Raw genomic sequence first — 15218 nt, forward strand, 5'->3', positions numbered from 1 at the left:
TTCGACCAGAGCCTGCATGGCCGGGTCGTACCGGTCCTTCTGCCTGAGCTGGATCGCCAGGCATTCGGCGAGGCTACGGGCGAAAACACCTGGCGGATCAAGGCTCTGCAGGGTGGCAAGCACGCGCTCGGCCTGTGCGAGGCTCGTGCCCAGCCTCTCGCCCGCCTCGACGATATCGGCCTGCAGATAACCGCAGTCGTCGAGCTGGTCGACGAAATTCTGCGCGATCAACCGGTCGGCCATGTCAGGCAGGACGAAGGGGATCTGCTGGGCGAGATGATCGCGCAGCGACACCTGACCGGCGACGAAATCGTCGAGATCGTAGTCGGCGCCCTCACCGCTGCCCGGCATCGACTTCCACTGGCTGACGAGTTCCGGCGCATCGAGGCGCTGCGGGGCTCCGTCATCAGGAAAGACATTGGTGTAATTGGCGTCGAGTTCGTCGTTCAGCCGACTGGTGCTGGCGCTGCCGCCATTGTCATACCAGTCGCTGGAGAGCGCCTCGGCGCGGTTGTCATAGCCATCGTCGGAGCCGGCATCCTCAGGCTGATGAGCATATTCTCCATCTTCGGCATCGCCGCGTTCGCCGCCCGCCTCGCCGTCATTCGACGGAAATTCGAGCAGCGGGTTCTTCTCCACTTCCAGGGCGATGAACTGGTTGAGTTCGAAATGAGTCATCTGCAGCAACTGGATGGATTGCATCAGTTGCGGTGTCATCACCAGGGACTGGGTCTGGCGCAGGAAAAGATTGGCGGACAGTGCCATGACGGACGCGAAACTCCCCTCGATTCCTCCGGGAAACCGCGTCCGATCAAGGCTTCAGGCCACGGAAATCCAAGTTGGCCCAAAAATTGCTTTTTTATTGTATTTGGTCAAGCGGAACTATGACGGCACGGTGAATTTCTGCCGATCCGGCCTAAAATCATCCCGATCCGGGGTCAGAGGCTGAAATTGTCGCCGAGGTAGAGCCGGCGCACTTCCGGATTGTTGACGATGTCGTTTGCCCGGCCATGGGTCAGCACCTCACCGGCATGGATGATGTAGGCGCGGTCGATAAGGCCCAGCGTCTCGCGCACATTGTGGTCGGTGATGAGAACGCCGATGCCGCGTGCCGTCAGGTGGTGAACGAGATTCTGGATGTCGGCGACCGAGATCGGGTCGACGCCGGCAAAGGGCTCGTCGAGCAGCATGAAGGTCGGGTCGGTCGCAAGCGCACGCGCGATTTCGAGGCGGCGGCGCTCACCGCCGGACAGGGCGACGGCGGCACTTTTGCGCAGCTTCTGGATATGGAATTCTTCCAGCAGCTCGTTCAGCTTCTGCTCGCGCTCGGCCTTGTCCTTCACATGCACTTCGAGGACGGCGCGGATATTCTCCTCCACCGTCAGGCCGCGGAAGATCGAGGCTTCCTGCGGCAGATAACCGACGCCGAGACGCGAGCGGCGGTACATCGGCATGGTCGTGACATCGTTGCCGTCGATCTCGATCGTGCCTTCATCGACGGGCACCAGGCCGGTGATCATGTAAAAACAGGTGGTCTTGCCGGCGCCGTTCGGGCCGAGCAGGCCGACGGCCTCGCCACGGCGCACCACCAGCGAGACGCCGTTGACGACGCGCCGCGTCGCATAGGTCTTCGTCAGACCCCGTGCGATCAGCGTTCCCTGATAGCGGCTCTTGTCGGCGGCGCCCGCAGCTTGTGGCCCGGGCTTGCCGAACATGGTGGATAGCGATGATAATTTCACGTGGGAGGCCGGCTTCTCAGTTCTGCTTCTGCTGCTGCGCATTCGGCTGCGATTTCGGATCGAGCTGAATCTGGACACGCCCGCCGCAGCTTTCAAGCTGCGCCTGACCGGTCTGCATGTGAACCGTCAGTTTGCAGCCGGTAAAGACGTTCGGCCCGTCCGACAGAATAACTTTATTCCCCTCATCCGCTGTGAGGATGAATGTCTGCGAGGCCATGTCGAAATTGCCGTCATCGGCGGTCGCCGTCTGCGTGCCCGAGCTCAAAAAGACCTTGTCCGTCACCAGGATCTTGTCGATATCAGCACTTCCCGATGCAAGCGAGGCCGACTGTTCCGGCTGCGCTGCAGGCTGCGCGCCGTCAGCAGCCGGCTTTGCCGCCTTGTCCTTGTAATAGACGGTCATCTTGCCGGACTGCATCGTCGTCGTGCCCTGGACGACCTTGACGTTTCCGGTGAAGAGCGCGGTGTGTTCCTGGTCGTGGATCTCCAGCTTGTCGCTTTCGATCTGGATCGGCTGGTCGTTGGACAGCTTCATGCCCGGCATCGTGGCCGTCGCCTGCGCGCCGGCGCCCGTGGCCGTCAGAATAAGGGCAAATGCGCCGGCAATGAATGCCATGCCTGTCTTGCAAGTGGAAATGCGACAATCTTTTGTCATGGATGACCCGGCTGGTTAAGTGCCCTGTTTATGGATGGTGGATGGATCGACATTCATGCGAACATTCCCCTCGAATGTGATCACCCGCCCCTTATCGGTTATCTGAAGCGTCTTCGCAACAATGGAGGCATTGTCCTTGGTGATGGTGACGGGGTCGTCGCTCCGCATGTTTCCGCCCTTGATGTCGAGCTGCGCGGACTGGAAATTCGCATTGAGGCCGCTGCTCAGCACCAGGGTGAAGGGAGCCGTCATATGCAGATTGTCGGTGGCGCGGTTGTAATCGGCGGTAGAGGCGACGACGCGGGCGATCAGGCCGTCATTCATCGGCACGGCGGCCTTGATGGTCTCGAGGGTGATGAGATCGGGATTGCGGATATCCTGCAGCGCCCTTTCGGCCAGCATCGAATAATTGATGCCGTCGGAATTGCGGCCTGATATCGCCGGCTTTTCCATCACGACCTTGCCGTTCTCGATCTTGGCGCCTTCCATCTTGATGTTCTCGGGCAGATAGATGCTGACCAACGCCACCGTGGTGAGGCTCGCCGCGATGATGAGGGCTGCCACAGGCAGCAATATCTTCAGCCGCCGCACGCGGGCGGAATGGAACAACGCATCGCCATAAGCGCTCCTGCCGGACCCTGAATAGGCGGCATGTCCGTTGTTCTTCAGGGTATCGAGCATAGGCCTCGTCCATGTGCGGTGATCGCCGCGCTTCGATAACAAAGCCGGCCGCCAATCACAGTTCGTTTCGCATTATTACATTGGCTTGCCAATATGGAATTTTTTCTGCAACAAGCAACAAAACGGAAAAACATTTAAAAGTGGCATTCGTACGGGCCGCTGCCACTCTATTTCACCGGATCCATCGGCGGCATGCCGAAGCCGGTGCCAGCGCTGGAGGTTTCTATGGACAGTTCGATCATCGCGGATCGCCGGCGGTTGCGCCGCAAGCTGGGCTTCTGGCGCCTCATCGCGGTGGCCCTCATCGTGGCACTTGGTTTCGCCTTCTACCGCTTTGCTCTCGGCGATGCCGGGACGCAGCGCCCGCACATCGCCCATGTGACGATATCCGGGCTGATCGTCGATGACGACGAACTTCTTGAGCGGCTGAAGAAGGTCGAGACCAGCGACCAGGTGAAGGCAGCGGTGATTTCGATCTCCTCGCCCGGCGGCACGACCTATGGCGGCGAAAAAGTCTTCAAGGCGATCCGTGCGATATCAGCCAAGAAGCCTGTCGTCTCCGACGTGCGCACGCTCGCCGCCTCCGCCGGCTACATGATCGCCACCGCCGGCGATACGATCATTGCCGGTGATAGCTCGATCACCGGTTCGATCGGCGTCATCTTCCAGTATCCGCAGATCCAGCCGCTGCTCGACAAAATCGGCGTCTCGCTGCAGGAGATCAAGTCCTCGCCGCTGAAGGCCGAGCCCTCGCCCTTCCACGAGGCGAGCGAGGAAGCCAAGGCGATGATCCGCAACATGGTGGTCGACAGCTATAACTGGTTCGTCGACCTGGTCGCCGACCGGCGCAAGCTGCCGCGCGACGAGGTGCTGAAACTGGCCGACGGCACGATCTACACCGGGCGCCAGGCGCTGAAGGCGAAACTCGTCGATACAATCGGCGGCGAGGCTGAGATCCGCGCCTATCTGACGTCACGCGGCGTCGACAGCGATCTGCCGATGGTAGACTGGGACAAGAAGAGCAATACGCCCTTTCTGCTCGCTGGGGCTGTTTGGCGGTTGATTACGATCTTCGGTTATGGTGATCTCATGAAAACCCAGGATATCAATGGAATCCTGCCCCCAAAGTTGCTTCTTGACGGGCTGCTTTCAGTTTGGCAGGTTGGCCACGATTGATAAGAAATCAATAATTTAAGGGGGCGAAAGTGATCAAGTCCGAATTGGTGCAGATTGTTGCGGCACGCAACCCGCATCTCTATCATCGCGACGTCGAGAATATCGTCAACGCGGTTCTCGACGAGATCACGGATGCACTGGCTGCGGGTAACCGAGTCGAATTGCGCGGCTTTGGCGCCTTTTCGGTCAAGAACCGCCCTTCGCGCTCCGGCCGCAACCCGCGGACCGGCGATACCGTCTTCGTCGAGGAGAAGTGGGTTCCCTTCTTCAAGACCGGCAAGGAGCTGCGCGAGCGGCTTAATCCCGGCCAGGCCGACGAAGAGGATTGAGCCGTCGCTGCCTGCGGCGAAACCGCACTTGAACTCGAGGGCCGTTTTCCTATTCTGGTAACGCATCGTGCTTCGCGTGTCCTACAAGGACACATAGCGCTGCAAGCATGAAACGCGCCTTTCAAAAAGACCGGCGCAATCTGCCGCGTGGAGACCTCAAATGGCCAAGAAGATCGTCAACCTGTTGATTTTGCTGCCGCTCGGCGTCATCCTCATCGTCTTCTGCGTCGCCAACCGGCAGAGCGTCACGCTCGCCTTCAATCCGTTCCGGCCGGAAGACCAGGTGCTTGCAGTTTCCGCGCCCTTCTTCGTCTTCCTCGTCGTCGCGCTGATCACGGGCATGCTGATCGGGGCGGCCGCCACCTGGTTCAGCCAGGGCAAACACCGCAAGCGCGCCCGCACCGAGGCCAAGGAAGCCATCCGTTGGCAAAGCGAGGCCGACCGCCACAAGAACCGCGCAGAAGAAATTGCCGGGCAGCTGCCGGCGCGGTAAAACTGGTCAATATTCGATTGGCTCGGGTTCGGCGGCCGTCAAACCGGAAAAAAGCTCAGTTCCTCATAGTCGCCCTCCGGCGACGCGCCGTTGCCGGTCACGCGGAAACCGTGGGCGAGGTAGAACGCCTTTGCCCGCCGGTTCTTCACCAGGCACTTCAGCCGATACCGGTGCTGCGGCCATTCCGGCAGGGCGTGCAGCAGCGCCGTGCCTGCGCCCTGACCCTGGAATTCCGGTTTTAGGTAGAGCATGTGGATGAAATCGTCCTCCGGCCAAAGCGACAGGAAGCCGGCGACGCTGCCGCTTTCATGCGCGCAGACGAAGACCGTTTCGCCATTGGTATGGGCGGCGAAATCCTCGCGATGGAATTTGCCCGGATCGACCCAGACGAATGTTTCGCGGCGCACGGAAAGGTAAATCTCCGCAAGCACGTCCTGGTCTTCCGCCCGCGGCGGCCTGATGGTCCACATTATGGTGCCGATTTAAACAAACCCTCCGCCCGCGCCAAGCCTAATCGGCCGCCATTTTCGCGACGACGGCGGCATTGAAATCCGAAAAGAACCCTTCGGCGAGCTTCTGCGAGGTCGAATCGAGCAGGCGGGCGCCGAGCTGGGCGAGCCTGCCGCCGAGTTCAGCCTTCGACCGGTAGTGCAGGATCGTCTCGGCGCCCCTTTCCTCAAGCACGATATCGGCGCTGCCCCTGGCGAAGCCGGCAAGACCGCCCTTGCCTTCGGCCGATAGCGTATAGCTCTTCGGCGCATCGACATTGGAAAGCGTCAGCAGCCCGTGGAAGGTGGCAGACAGCAGGCTGAACTTGACCTTGATCGTCGCCTCGAAAGCACTCGGCGACAGCCGCTCGATGCTCTGGCAGCCCGGAATGCAGCCGCGCATGATCTCGGGATCGTTGAGCGCTGCCCAGACGACGTCCCGCGGCGCGGCGATGCGTTCTTCGCCGGTGAAATCCATTCGATGGCCCCATCTTCGATTCGCTCATCTTATCCCAGCGGGAAAGCGCTTTGCCAAGGCGGCACGGAATGTTATCTGCCGGGTTGCGATCTGACACACATCTGACACACATAGGGATGGGCCGATGAACGACGAACTGAAGCCCTGGAGCGTGACGGCAAGCCGCATCACCTATGAGGATCGCTGGATCCGCGTCCGGAGCGACGATTGCATCACCGCCGATGGAACCGTCGTCGCGCCCTTCCATGTGCTCGACTATCCCGACTGGATCAACGTCATCCCCGTGATGCCTGACGGGCGCGTGCTGCTGACACGGGAATATCGGCACGGCCGCGGCGAGATCGTGCTCGGTCTGGTCGCCGGCAGCCTCGAACCCGGCGACAGCAAGACCGGCGATGCGGCGATGGCGGCTGCCCAGCGCGAACTCCGGGAAGAGACCGGCTATGAAGCCTCGACCTTCGTCAAGCTGCTGACCTCCTATCCGAATGCCGCCAGCCAGAGCAATATGGTGACGAGCTGGCTGGCGCTTGGTCTCAGCCGGGCCGGCGAACCGTCTTTCGACCCCGGCGAGAAGGTCGAGCTGCTGTTTGCGGATCTTGCTGCCATCCTCGCCGAGCTGCAGTCCGGCGCGGTCATCATGCAGTCTATGCATGTGGCAGCCCTCTATGCGGCGGAAAGCTGGCTTCGCACACAGGCCTCCGAGGACTTGAAATAGGCGCCGCGCCGGGAAAACCCTGTCCGCTTGCCCGGGCTGGCCGGCAGCGCAGTTGATCCGCCCCGCTTTTCTGGGCTACTGCATATTCAAAGTGCCGCAGCGCGCTTTGCGCGTTTCAAAAGACGCGCGGGCCTGCAGCCGACGTAAAGCCGATAAGACACCCCGACAGAGACGCGGAAGAGCACGTTGAAACAGAGAGAAGGCCGGCCGGGCCAGAAGAAAACATCAGGTCCTTCCGGTGAAAGCCGCAGGGACGATCGGGCAGGCCGGCCGCCGAAGCCGGTCGCGCGGCCCGCTGCAACCCGTGAGGCGGTGCGCGAGGCTGCCGTGCCGGCCGCCGTCGCGCGTCCTCTAATGATACGCAGCGGCGAGCGCCCGACCGAGCGCGTGCCCGTCATCCTCGAATCGCTCGGGGCCGGCGACTTCCATCTGATCGACAGCGGCAACGGCGAAAAGCTCGAGCAATACGGCCCCTATCGCATCATCCGTCCGGAAGCCCAGGCGCTGTGGCGGCCTTCTCTGGCGTCCCAAGTCTGGGAAAAGGTCGATGCCGCCTTCACCGGCGACACCGACGAGGAAGGCACCGGCCGCTGGCGTTTCCCGAAGGAGGCGCTCGGCGAGACCTGGCCGCTCAATCTGCTCGGCGTCGATTTCCTCGGCCGCTTCACCTCCTTCCGCCATGTCGGCGTCTTCCCCGAACAGATCGTCCACTGGAGCTGGATGAAGGATGAGGTCGAAAAGGCCGGCCGGCCGCTGAAAGTGCTGAACCTCTTCGGTTATACCGGCGTCGCCTCGCTGGTTGCCGCCGCAGCCGGCGCCGAGGTCACCCATGTCGACGCCTCGAAGAAGGCGATCGGCTGGGCGCGGGAAAACCAGGCGCTCGGGCGTATGGAGAAGCTGCCGATCCGCTGGATCTGCGAGGATGCGATGAAATTCATCCTGCGCGAGGAACGCCGCGGCAGCCAGTACGATATCATCCTCACCGATCCGCCGAAATTCGGCCGTGGCCCCAATGGCGAAGTCTGGCATCTCTTCGAGCATCTGCCGTTGATGCTCGATGTCTGCCGCGAGATCCTGTCGCCGAAGGCGGTGGGCCTGGTGCTGACGGCCTATTCGATCCGCGCCAGCTTCTATTCGATCCACGAGCTTATGCGCGAGACGATGCGGGGCGCCGGCGGTGTGGTCGAATCCGGCGAGTTGGTGATTCGCGAAGCCGGCACCGACGGCAAGACGCAGGGCCGCGCGCTTTCCACCTCCCTCTTTTCCCGCTGGGTACCGAAATGAGCAAGGACTTCCACGATCAGGGACCGCGCAGGGTCGGACAGGTGAAGGAAGTCACTTCGCTCGCCAATCCGATCATCAAGGATATCAAGGCGCTGACGAACAAGAAGTCTCGCGAGGAAAGCGGTACTTTCCTGGCCGAAGGGCTGAAGCTCGTCATCGATGCGATCGAACTCGGCTGGGCGATCCGCACGCTGGTCTATGCCAAGGGCGCCAAGGGCAAGCCGCTGGTCGAGCAGATGGCGGCAAAGACCGTCGCCTCGGGCGGGCTGGTGCTCGAGGTCAGCGAAAAGGTGATCGCCTCGATCACCCGCCGCGACAATCCACAGATGGTCGTCGGCATCTTTGAACAGCGCTGGACGCCGCTGAAGGGTATCCGACCGAGCGAGGGCGAGACATGGGTGGCGCTCGATCGGGTACGCGACCCCGGCAATCTCGGCACCATCATCCGCACGGCCGATGCGGCAGGCGCTTCCGGCATCATACTTCTCGGAGAAACGACCGATCCCTTCTCGCTCGAAACGGTGCGGGCGACCATGGGCTCGGTCTTTGCCGTTCCTGTGGCGCGGGCGACGCCTGAGGAATTCATTGCCTGGCGGAAATCGGCCGGCGTTTCCGTCGTCGCGACGCATCTTGCCGGCGCGGTCGATTACCGGACGATCGACTACCGGAAAAAGCCCGTCGTGCTGTTGATGGGCAACGAACAATCCGGCCTGCCCGAGCAGTTGGCCAGGGAGGCCGACGCGCTTGCCCGCATTCCGCAGCAGGGCCGCGCCGATTCACTGAACCTCGCCGTCGCCACCGCCGTCATGCTTTTCGAGGCACGCCGCCATCTCCTCTCACTTGCCGAGGGCAAATGACCGAACAGACGCATGCACGCCCGGCGCTGTTTTCGCGCCCGGCGCCGATCCTCTTCTTCATCGTCGTCGCCGTTCTGATCGACCAGGCCGTCAAGATCGCCGTTGATCATTACCTGCCGCTGCAGGAGGCGGTGCCCGTTATTCCGATGCTGGCGCTCTACCGCACCTACAATCTCGGCGTCGCCTTTTCGATGCTATCAGGCATGGATGGCTGGTTCATCGTCGGCATGCGGCTCGTCATCGTCGCCTTCGTCATCTGGCTGTGGTACCGCACGGCAAAGGATCGCTGGATCGCTCATCTCGGTTATGCGCTGATCATCGCAGGCGCGATCGGCAATCTCGTCGACCGCTTCGCCTATGGGCATGTGATCGATTACATTCTTTTCTACACCGAGAGCTGGTCCTTCGCGGTCTTCAATCTCGCCGACAGTTTCATCACCATCGGGGCCGGCTGCGTCATTCTCGACGAACTGCTGCTGCCGAAAAAGGCCAGCCGCTAAAATCTTATCGAAATCCTGAAGGCATTCGGAACGGGCCTCATGTTAGTCAGATAGCATGCAGAACCTGGGACAGTTGCAGGAAAGATTGTCCGCCGCCTTCGGTGGACCCGCCGCCAAGCCGCATGAGAAGCGGATGGAGGTCGTTTCCCAACGGCCCATCGCAGCGACCCCCCGGGGCGCCGATGACCGCCAGGGCGGGCCTGCACCGACACGGCGCCTGCTGTTCTATTGGCTTGGCGGCGCCGGCCTTCTTGCCGCAACGATCCTGATGCTGCTTGCCCATGCCGGCGATCCGCTGCTGCTTTCGGGCGGTCTCGTCATCCTTGGCCTGGCCGTCATCGCCAGTTATGCCCTGCTGATGGTTCGCTCGCGCAAGGCCGGGCAACGCCCCGGTCAACCCATGCCGGATTGGAACGCCGGCGTAAAGCTGTTCGCCGACGTGCACGACGTGCTCGGCGACATCACGGTCAGTCGCACCATGGACCGGCGTATCATCTCCGCCAACGATACTTTTAGCCGCCTGACCGGGCGGCTGCGTCCGGAAGGACGCACCTGCGAGGAGATCGGGATTGCCTTCCGCCCCGGCCCGGTACCGCATTGCTACGACGTCGAGATTTCGACGCCGGAGGGTCAGCGCATCTTCCTCTGGCGCGATGTCGTCACCCGCGACCCGGCAAACGGCCGCCTGCTGCTGCAGAGCATTGCCCGCGACGTGACCGACGAGCGGCTGATCGCACAGGGCCGCGAGGAGGCTCGCCAGAAGGCCGAGTATAACAGCGCCGCCAAATCGAGGCTGCTTGCCACCGTCAGCCACGAGGTGCGCACGCCGCTTTCCGGCATCCTCGGCATGACGCATCTGATCGCCGAGACGCGGCTGACGCAGGAGCAGCAGAACTATCTCGCAAACATCCGCCAGTCCGGCCACGCCTTGACGCAGCTCGTCGAGGATCTGCTCGACTTCTCCACCATCGAAGTCGGCCGCTTCGCGCTGCACCCGCGCTCGGAATCGCTGCGCAAGCTGCTGGAAAGCGTCGTCGAGATGCTCGCCCACCGGGCGCATGAAAAGGGCATCGAGATCGGCGCCACCGTGTCATCCGACGTGCCCGAAAATATGAGCTTCGATCCGGCGCGGCTGCGCCAGGTCCTCTTCAACGTCATCGGCAATGCCGTGAAGTTCACCCAGGTCGGCGGCGTCTTCATCCGCGTGTCGCTCGACGCCGGCGACTTGCTGATCACCGTCACCGATAGCGGTCCCGGCATGACGGCGGAGGAGCAGGCGCGCGTCTTCGGCGAGTTCGAGCAGGGCGGGAGCGTTGCCGACAAGAGCAGCGGGACCGGGCTCGGCCTTGCCATCTCCGCCCGCATCATGCGCGAATTCAACGGCGCGCTGACGGTTGCCAGCGAAATGGGCAGAGGCAGCGAATTCACCATCCGCTTCCCTGTCGATATCGGCAGCGAGCGCCCCGACCGACGAAACACGCTGCTTGCCGGCAACAGTGTCGTACTGCTGGCGCCGGCAGGTGCGGCGCGCACTGCCATCGCCGAAACGATCACTGCGCTCGGCGGTCTCTGCCATCTCGTCGGCGACGGCGAGATGGCGCGGGCAACGCTGCTCGAACTGGCGAAGGGCGGACGGCGGTCGACCGACATCATCATCGACCATCGGATGTCGGCGGAATTTTCCGCTCATCTTGCCGATCGCGCCGAAATCGCAGCACTCGGTTTGCGCAAGGTCCTGCTCGTCAATCCGGAAGAGCGTAGCGCCCATCCGCTTGACCTCTTCGATGCCTGGCTGATCCGGCCGCTGCGCGAACAGTCGCTGATCGACGTGCTGCGCGGGCGCATGCGCGGCATGGAGAAGCGCGACGCGCTGAACGACAACCAGCCGGGTTTCGGGCTTTCGGTGGCGGAGACGCTGGTTGCCGCCAGCGGGCTCAGCATCCTGCTCGGCGAAGACGATCCGATCAATGCCATGCTGGTGCGTGTCGTTCTGGAAAAGGGCGGGCACAAGGTGCGCCATGTCGAAGATTTCGAGACACTGCTCGACTGTGCGCTCTGCGACGCCAATGCCCGGCCCGATATCATCATCAGCGATCTCTCGATGCCTGGCGGCAACGGTATCGACATGCTAGGACGCCTGCGCGGCCACGAGCGGCGGCTCGATCTCGCGCCGGTGCCGGTGATCGTACTGACCGCCGACAAGAGCGACGAATCACGCCGCCAAGTCTTGCTCAACGGCGCCAATCGCGTCATGATAAAGCCGGTCGATCCGGTGCGGCTGCTGACCGAAGTTCAGGCGGTTGCCGCCCTTTCCGCCCGCCGGGCAGAGGCGCGGTGAGCGCCTCAGAAACCGGCACGCTTCTTGCGCTTGGAAATTCAAAATGTCACTTTCCTGTCGTAGAGAAGTGTTTTATGGCGTCGATAAGCCGGTAACGGGAGAATCGTCATGTCCGCCATCGACATCCTGAATCGTGACACCACCGCGGAGGCTGCACGGCCCTCGACGGCTGCTGTACAGAAGGACGGCGATATCCTCGGCCGCATCGGCAATCTGGAGACCCGCCTTGCCCGCACGGCACGCGAGATCGATGCCGCCCAGGCCGTGCGTTACCGCGTTTTCGTCGACGAAATGAAGGCGCAGCTGCCGCTGGACGCCATGCGCCGCCAGCGCGATGTCGATGCCTATGACGCTGTCTGCGATCATCTTCTCGTGCTCGACCGCTCGATCGAGGGCGACCCGGAAGACCAGATCGTGGGCACATACCGTCTGCTGCGTCAGGATGTCGCCATCGCCAATGGCGGTTTTTACTCGGCTTCCGAATTCGAAATCGAAGGCCTCATCGCCAAACATCCGGACAAGCGCTTCATGGAGCTCGGCCGCTCCTGCGTGCTGCCGGAATACCGCACCAAGCGCACCGTCGAGCTCCTGTGGCAGGGCAACTGGGCCTACGCGCTGAAGCACGGCGTCAGCGCCATGTTCGGCTGCGCGTCTTTCCCCGGCGTCTATCTCGAAAGCCACGCGCTGGCGCTGTCCTTCCTCTACCACAATGTGCTGGCGAAGAACGAATGGGCCGTCGGCGCCTTGCCGCATCTGGCCCGCAACATGGACCTGATGCCGGTCGAGGCTATCAACCCGAAGCGGGCGCTGATGGCTCTGCCGCCGCTGATCAAGGGCTATCTGCGCCTCGGTGCGATGGTCGGCTCCGACGCGGTCGTCGATCATGCCTTCAACACGACCGACGTGCTGATCGTGCTGCCGATCTCCAGCATTTCGGACCGTTATCTGAATTATTACGGCGCCGACGCCGGCCGCTTCGCCAGTTAGGATAATTCAGACGATGCAGCGTTGAGGGGTCGGTCTTGACGGTCCCCAGACCGAATTGAACTCCGGCTCATGTCTCAAAATATGTGCCCGGCGGGCGCGCTGCTAGCCGGGCACATATCTCTGTTATAGGCGAAGAAGACTACTAGCCCGCCCCGTAGGCGGCGATCGCAGCCATATTGACGATGTCGCTGTCCTTGGCACCCATCGAGGTGATCTGCACCGGCTTGTCGAGACCGACGAGGATCGGGCCGATCACCGTGGAGCCCCCGAGCTCCTGCAGCATCTTGGTCGAGATCGAGGCCGAGTGGAAAGCCGGCATGACGAGCACGTTGGCCGGGCCGGAAAGGCGGCAGAAGGGATATTGCTCCATCACCTTGCGGTTCAGAGCGACGTCGGCCGCCATCTCGCCGTCATATTCGAAATCGACGCGGCGCTTGTCGAGGATCTTCACCGCCTCGCGCACCCGCTCGGAACGTTCGCCCGAGGGATGGCCGAAGGTGGAATAGGCCAGCATGGCGACCCGCGGCGAATAACCCATGCGCCGCGCCAGACCGGCGGCCTCTTCGGCGATATCGGCAAGCTCCTCGGCCGTCGGCATGTCGTGCACCGCGGTATCGGCAACAAAGACCGTGCGGCCGCGGCAAAGCGCCAGCGACACGCCGATGACGCGGTGGCCCGGCTTCTCGTCGATGCAGCGGCGCACATCCTCGAGTGCCGTCGAATAATTGCGGGTGATCCCCGTCACCATGCCGTCGGCATCGCCGAGCGCCACCATGGTGGCTGCGAAGTGGTTGCGGTCGTTATGGATCAGTCGCTGGGCGTCGCGGTGGAGATAACCGTGCCGCTGCAGCCGGGCATAGAGATAGTCGATATAGGCCTCGACCCGGGTCGAAAGCCGGGCATTGACGATTTCGAGGCCCGGCCGGTTGAGATCGATGCCGGCACGTTCCGCCGTCGCCCGGATCAGGTCCTCGCGGCCGAGCAGGATGGCGGTGCCGAGCTGCTGGTTGGCGTAGGACATGGCCGCACGCAAGACCTGTTCTTCCTCGGCCTCGGCAAAGACGATGCGCTTCGGACGGCGGCGGACGCGCTCGTAAAGGCTGGCTAGCGTCGAGGCGATCGGATCGCGGCGCGCCGAAAGCTCGCGGGCATAACCGGCCATGTCGGTGATGACCTTGCGGGCGACGCCGCTTTCGATCGCGGCTTGCGCGACCGCGACCGGGATCGCCGAGATCAGGCGCGGATCGAAGGGAACGGGGATGATATATTGCGAGCCGAAACGCGGCCGGTTGCCCTGATAGGCGGCAACGACGTCATCAGGCACGTCCTCGCGGGCAAGATTTGCCAACGCGTTGACGGCGGCGATCTTCATAGCGTCGTTGATTGTGGAGGCGCGGACATCGAGAGCGCCGCGGAAGATATAGGGAAAGCCGAGGACGTTGTTGACCTGGTTCGGATAGTCCGAACGGCCGGTCGCCATGATGGCGTCGTCGCGGATGCGGGCTACCTCTTCCGGGGTGATCTCGGGATCGGGATTGGCCATGGCGAAGATGATCGGCCGCTCCGCCATCGAGCGGATCATCTTGGCCGAAAACGCGCCCTTCTGCGACAGGCCGAAGACGACGTCGGCGCCCTTCATCGCCTCTTCCAACGTGCGCGTGTCGGTCATTGCCGCATGCGCCGATTTCCACTGGTTCATGCCCTCGGTGCGGCCCTGGTAGATGACGCCCTTGGTGTCGCAGAGGATGACGTTGTCAGGCGCAAAACCCATTGCCTTGATGAGTTCGACGCAGGCGATCGCCGCAGCGCCCGCACCGTTGCAGACGAGTTTCGTCGTCTTCAGGTCGCGGCCGGTCAGCTCCAGCGCGTTAATCAGGCCGGCGGCGGCGATGATCGCCGTGCCATGCTGGTCGTCATGGAACACCGGGATGTCCATCAGCTCGCGCAGCCGGCTTTCGATGACGAAACAATCCGGCGCCTTGATATCCTCGAGGTTGATGCCGCCGAAGGAGGGACCGAGGAAGCGCACGCAGTTGATGAACTCGTCGACATTTTCCGTATCGATCTCGAGGTCGATGGAATCGACATCGGCGAAGCGCTTGAACAGCACCGCCTTGCCTTCCATGACCGGCTTGGACGCCAGCGCGCCGAGATTGCCCAGGCCGAGGATCGCCGTGCCGTTGGAAATGACGGCGACCATGTTGCCGCGCGCCGTATAGTCGTAGGCTGTCTGCGGATCGGCGGCGATTGCCTTCACGGGCACGGCAACACCCGGCGAATAGGCAAGCGAGAGGTCGCGTTGCGTCGCCATCGGCTTGGTCGGGTTGATCTCCAGCTTGCCGGGCCGGCCCATTGCGTGAAAATCGAGCGCCTCCTGGTCGGTAACTGAGGTCACCGGCCGGTCCTTCTTATCGATATCGGGCATAAATCCTCCAACGTCCTGTGGGCGACGCTTTGCTCTTCCTCAAATGCTGTTGTCATCTATAGCGGCGCGCGGA

At 62.5% G+C, this 15218-nt stretch carries 16 protein-coding genes; 9 read left to right on the plus strand and 7 right to left on the minus strand.

Annotation, left to right across the window (positions count from 1 at the left end):
* The 4 genes from HFO71_RS18740 to lptC form a co-directional block, all read right to left on the minus strand.
* Nucleotides 1-765: RNA polymerase factor sigma-54 (locus HFO71_RS18740; protein ID WP_478385035.1), on the minus strand; the 765-nt coding region annotated here is incomplete at its 3' end.
* A 173-nt stretch (nt 766-938) separates the two neighbouring features.
* Complete coding sequence (lptB, locus tag HFO71_RS18745; protein ID WP_003556077.1) at nt 939-1715, minus strand: LPS export ABC transporter ATP-binding protein; 777 nt, start codon at nt 1713-1715, stop codon at nt 939-941.
* 40 nt (nt 1716-1755) lie between these two features.
* Nucleotides 1756-2394, minus strand: a complete 639-nt coding sequence (locus tag HFO71_RS18750) for an LptA/OstA family protein (protein WP_017958731.1) — start codon at nt 2392-2394, stop codon at nt 1756-1758.
* 15 nt (nt 2395-2409) lie between these two features.
* Nucleotides 2410-3075 carry an LPS export ABC transporter periplasmic protein LptC gene (gene lptC, locus HFO71_RS18755; RefSeq protein WP_131639893.1) on the minus strand — a complete coding sequence of 222 codons (666 nt, stop codon included), beginning with the start codon at nt 3073-3075 and terminating at the stop codon, nt 2410-2412.
* A 225-nt stretch (nt 3076-3300) separates the two neighbouring features.
* Here lptC and sppA point away from each other — a divergent pair, with 225 nt between their 5' ends.
* The 3 genes from sppA to HFO71_RS18770 all read left to right on the plus strand — a co-directional run bounded on the left by sppA (nt 3301) and on the right by HFO71_RS18770 (nt 5073).
* Complete coding sequence (gene sppA / locus HFO71_RS18760; protein ID WP_221988257.1) at nt 3301-4251, plus strand: signal peptide peptidase SppA; 951 nt, start codon at nt 3301-3303, stop codon at nt 4249-4251.
* A gap of 29 nt (nt 4252-4280) precedes the next feature.
* Nucleotides 4281-4580 (plus strand): integration host factor subunit beta, encoded by a 300-nt coding sequence (locus tag HFO71_RS18765; RefSeq protein ID WP_003544934.1) that lies wholly within the window; start codon nt 4281-4283, stop codon nt 4578-4580.
* A 160-nt stretch (nt 4581-4740) separates the two neighbouring features.
* Nucleotides 4741-5073: a LapA family protein gene (locus HFO71_RS18770; protein WP_017958728.1), complete on the plus strand. Its 333-nt coding sequence runs from the start codon at nt 4741-4743 to the stop codon at nt 5071-5073.
* Between the two features lie 38 nt (nt 5074-5111).
* Here HFO71_RS18770 and HFO71_RS18775 read toward each other — a convergent pair whose 3' ends face one another.
* Both HFO71_RS18775 and HFO71_RS18780 read right to left on the minus strand, forming a co-directional pair.
* The gene (locus tag HFO71_RS18775; RefSeq protein ID WP_077977380.1) at nt 5112-5546 is read right to left on the minus strand and encodes a GNAT family N-acetyltransferase; all 435 of its coding nucleotides are present in this window, start codon (nt 5544-5546) and stop codon (nt 5112-5114) included.
* 37 nt (nt 5547-5583) lie between these two features.
* Entirely contained in the window at nt 5584-6039 is a 456-nt protein-coding gene (locus HFO71_RS18780; RefSeq protein ID WP_131661829.1) for an SRPBCC family protein, read from the minus strand.
* Between the two features lie 124 nt (nt 6040-6163).
* Here HFO71_RS18780 and HFO71_RS18785 point away from each other — a divergent pair, with 124 nt between their 5' ends.
* The 6 genes from HFO71_RS18785 to olsB all read left to right on the plus strand — a co-directional run bounded on the left by HFO71_RS18785 (nt 6164) and on the right by olsB (nt 12720).
* Complete coding sequence (locus HFO71_RS18785; protein ID WP_132610815.1) at nt 6164-6754, plus strand: NUDIX hydrolase; 591 nt, start codon at nt 6164-6166, stop codon at nt 6752-6754.
* 186 nt (nt 6755-6940) lie between these two features.
* Nucleotides 6941-8038: a class I SAM-dependent methyltransferase gene (locus HFO71_RS18790; protein WP_132610817.1), complete on the plus strand. Its 1098-nt coding sequence runs from the start codon at nt 6941-6943 to the stop codon at nt 8036-8038.
* Entirely contained in the window at nt 8035-8895 is an 861-nt protein-coding gene (locus HFO71_RS18795; protein ID WP_168337735.1) for a TrmH family RNA methyltransferase, read from the plus strand. Before HFO71_RS18790 ends, HFO71_RS18795 begins: the two co-directional genes overlap by 4 nt.
* Nucleotides 8892-9395, plus strand: coding sequence for a signal peptidase II (gene lspA, locus HFO71_RS18800; protein WP_077977375.1), 504 nt, complete (start codon nt 8892-8894; stop codon nt 9393-9395). The genes HFO71_RS18795 and lspA overlap by 4 nt, the downstream gene beginning before the upstream one ends.
* A gap of 55 nt (nt 9396-9450) precedes the next feature.
* Nucleotides 9451-11733, plus strand: coding sequence for a PAS domain-containing hybrid sensor histidine kinase/response regulator (locus tag HFO71_RS18805; protein ID WP_077977374.1), 2283 nt, complete (start codon nt 9451-9453; stop codon nt 11731-11733).
* Nucleotides 11734-11841: 108 nt separating this feature from the next.
* Nucleotides 11842-12720 (plus strand): l-ornithine N(alpha)-acyltransferase, encoded by an 879-nt coding sequence (gene olsB, locus HFO71_RS18810; RefSeq protein ID WP_077977373.1) that lies wholly within the window; start codon nt 11842-11844, stop codon nt 12718-12720.
* A 142-nt stretch (nt 12721-12862) separates the two neighbouring features.
* Here the strand turns inward: olsB and HFO71_RS18815 are convergent, their stop codons facing one another.
* Nucleotides 12863-15145, minus strand: coding sequence for an NADP-dependent malic enzyme (locus HFO71_RS18815; protein WP_077977372.1), 2283 nt, complete (start codon nt 15143-15145; stop codon nt 12863-12865).
* Nucleotides 15146-15218: the final 73 nt, after the last annotated feature.

The organism is Rhizobium laguerreae (genome assembly GCF_019778565.1).
Lineage (GTDB): Bacteria > Pseudomonadota > Alphaproteobacteria > Rhizobiales > Rhizobiaceae > Rhizobium > Rhizobium laguerreae.

What these genes read in the sequence shown, in the direction of transcription:
- lptB (WP_003556077.1), bottom strand. Translation starts at nt 1,715, where the DNA reads ATGTTCGGCAAGCCCGGGCCACAAGCTGCGGGCGCCGCCGACAAGAGC.
- HFO71_RS18750 (WP_017958731.1), bottom strand. Translation starts at nt 2,394, where the DNA reads ATGACAAAAGATTGTCGCATTTCCACTTGCAAGACAGGCATGGCATTC.
- lptC (WP_131639893.1), bottom strand. Translation starts at nt 3,075, where the DNA reads ATGCTCGATACCCTGAAGAACAACGGACATGCCGCCTATTCAGGGTCC.
- sppA (WP_221988257.1), top strand. Translation starts at nt 3,301, where the DNA reads ATGGACAGTTCGATCATCGCGGATCGCCGGCGGTTGCGCCGCAAGCTG.
- HFO71_RS18770 (WP_017958728.1), top strand. Translation starts at nt 4,741, where the DNA reads ATGGCCAAGAAGATCGTCAACCTGTTGATTTTGCTGCCGCTCGGCGTC.
- HFO71_RS18780 (WP_131661829.1), bottom strand. Translation starts at nt 6,039, where the DNA reads ATGGATTTCACCGGCGAAGAACGCATCGCCGCGCCGCGGGACGTCGTC.
- HFO71_RS18785 (WP_132610815.1), top strand. Translation starts at nt 6,164, where the DNA reads ATGAACGACGAACTGAAGCCCTGGAGCGTGACGGCAAGCCGCATCACC.
- HFO71_RS18795 (WP_168337735.1), top strand. Translation starts at nt 8,035, where the DNA reads ATGAGCAAGGACTTCCACGATCAGGGACCGCGCAGGGTCGGACAGGTG.
- lspA (WP_077977375.1), top strand. Translation starts at nt 8,892, where the DNA reads ATGACCGAACAGACGCATGCACGCCCGGCGCTGTTTTCGCGCCCGGCG.
- HFO71_RS18805 (WP_077977374.1), top strand. Translation starts at nt 9,451, where the DNA reads ATGCAGAACCTGGGACAGTTGCAGGAAAGATTGTCCGCCGCCTTCGGT.
- olsB (WP_077977373.1), top strand. Translation starts at nt 11,842, where the DNA reads ATGTCCGCCATCGACATCCTGAATCGTGACACCACCGCGGAGGCTGCA.
- HFO71_RS18815 (WP_077977372.1), bottom strand. Translation starts at nt 15,145, where the DNA reads ATGCCCGATATCGATAAGAAGGACCGGCCGGTGACCTCAGTTACCGAC.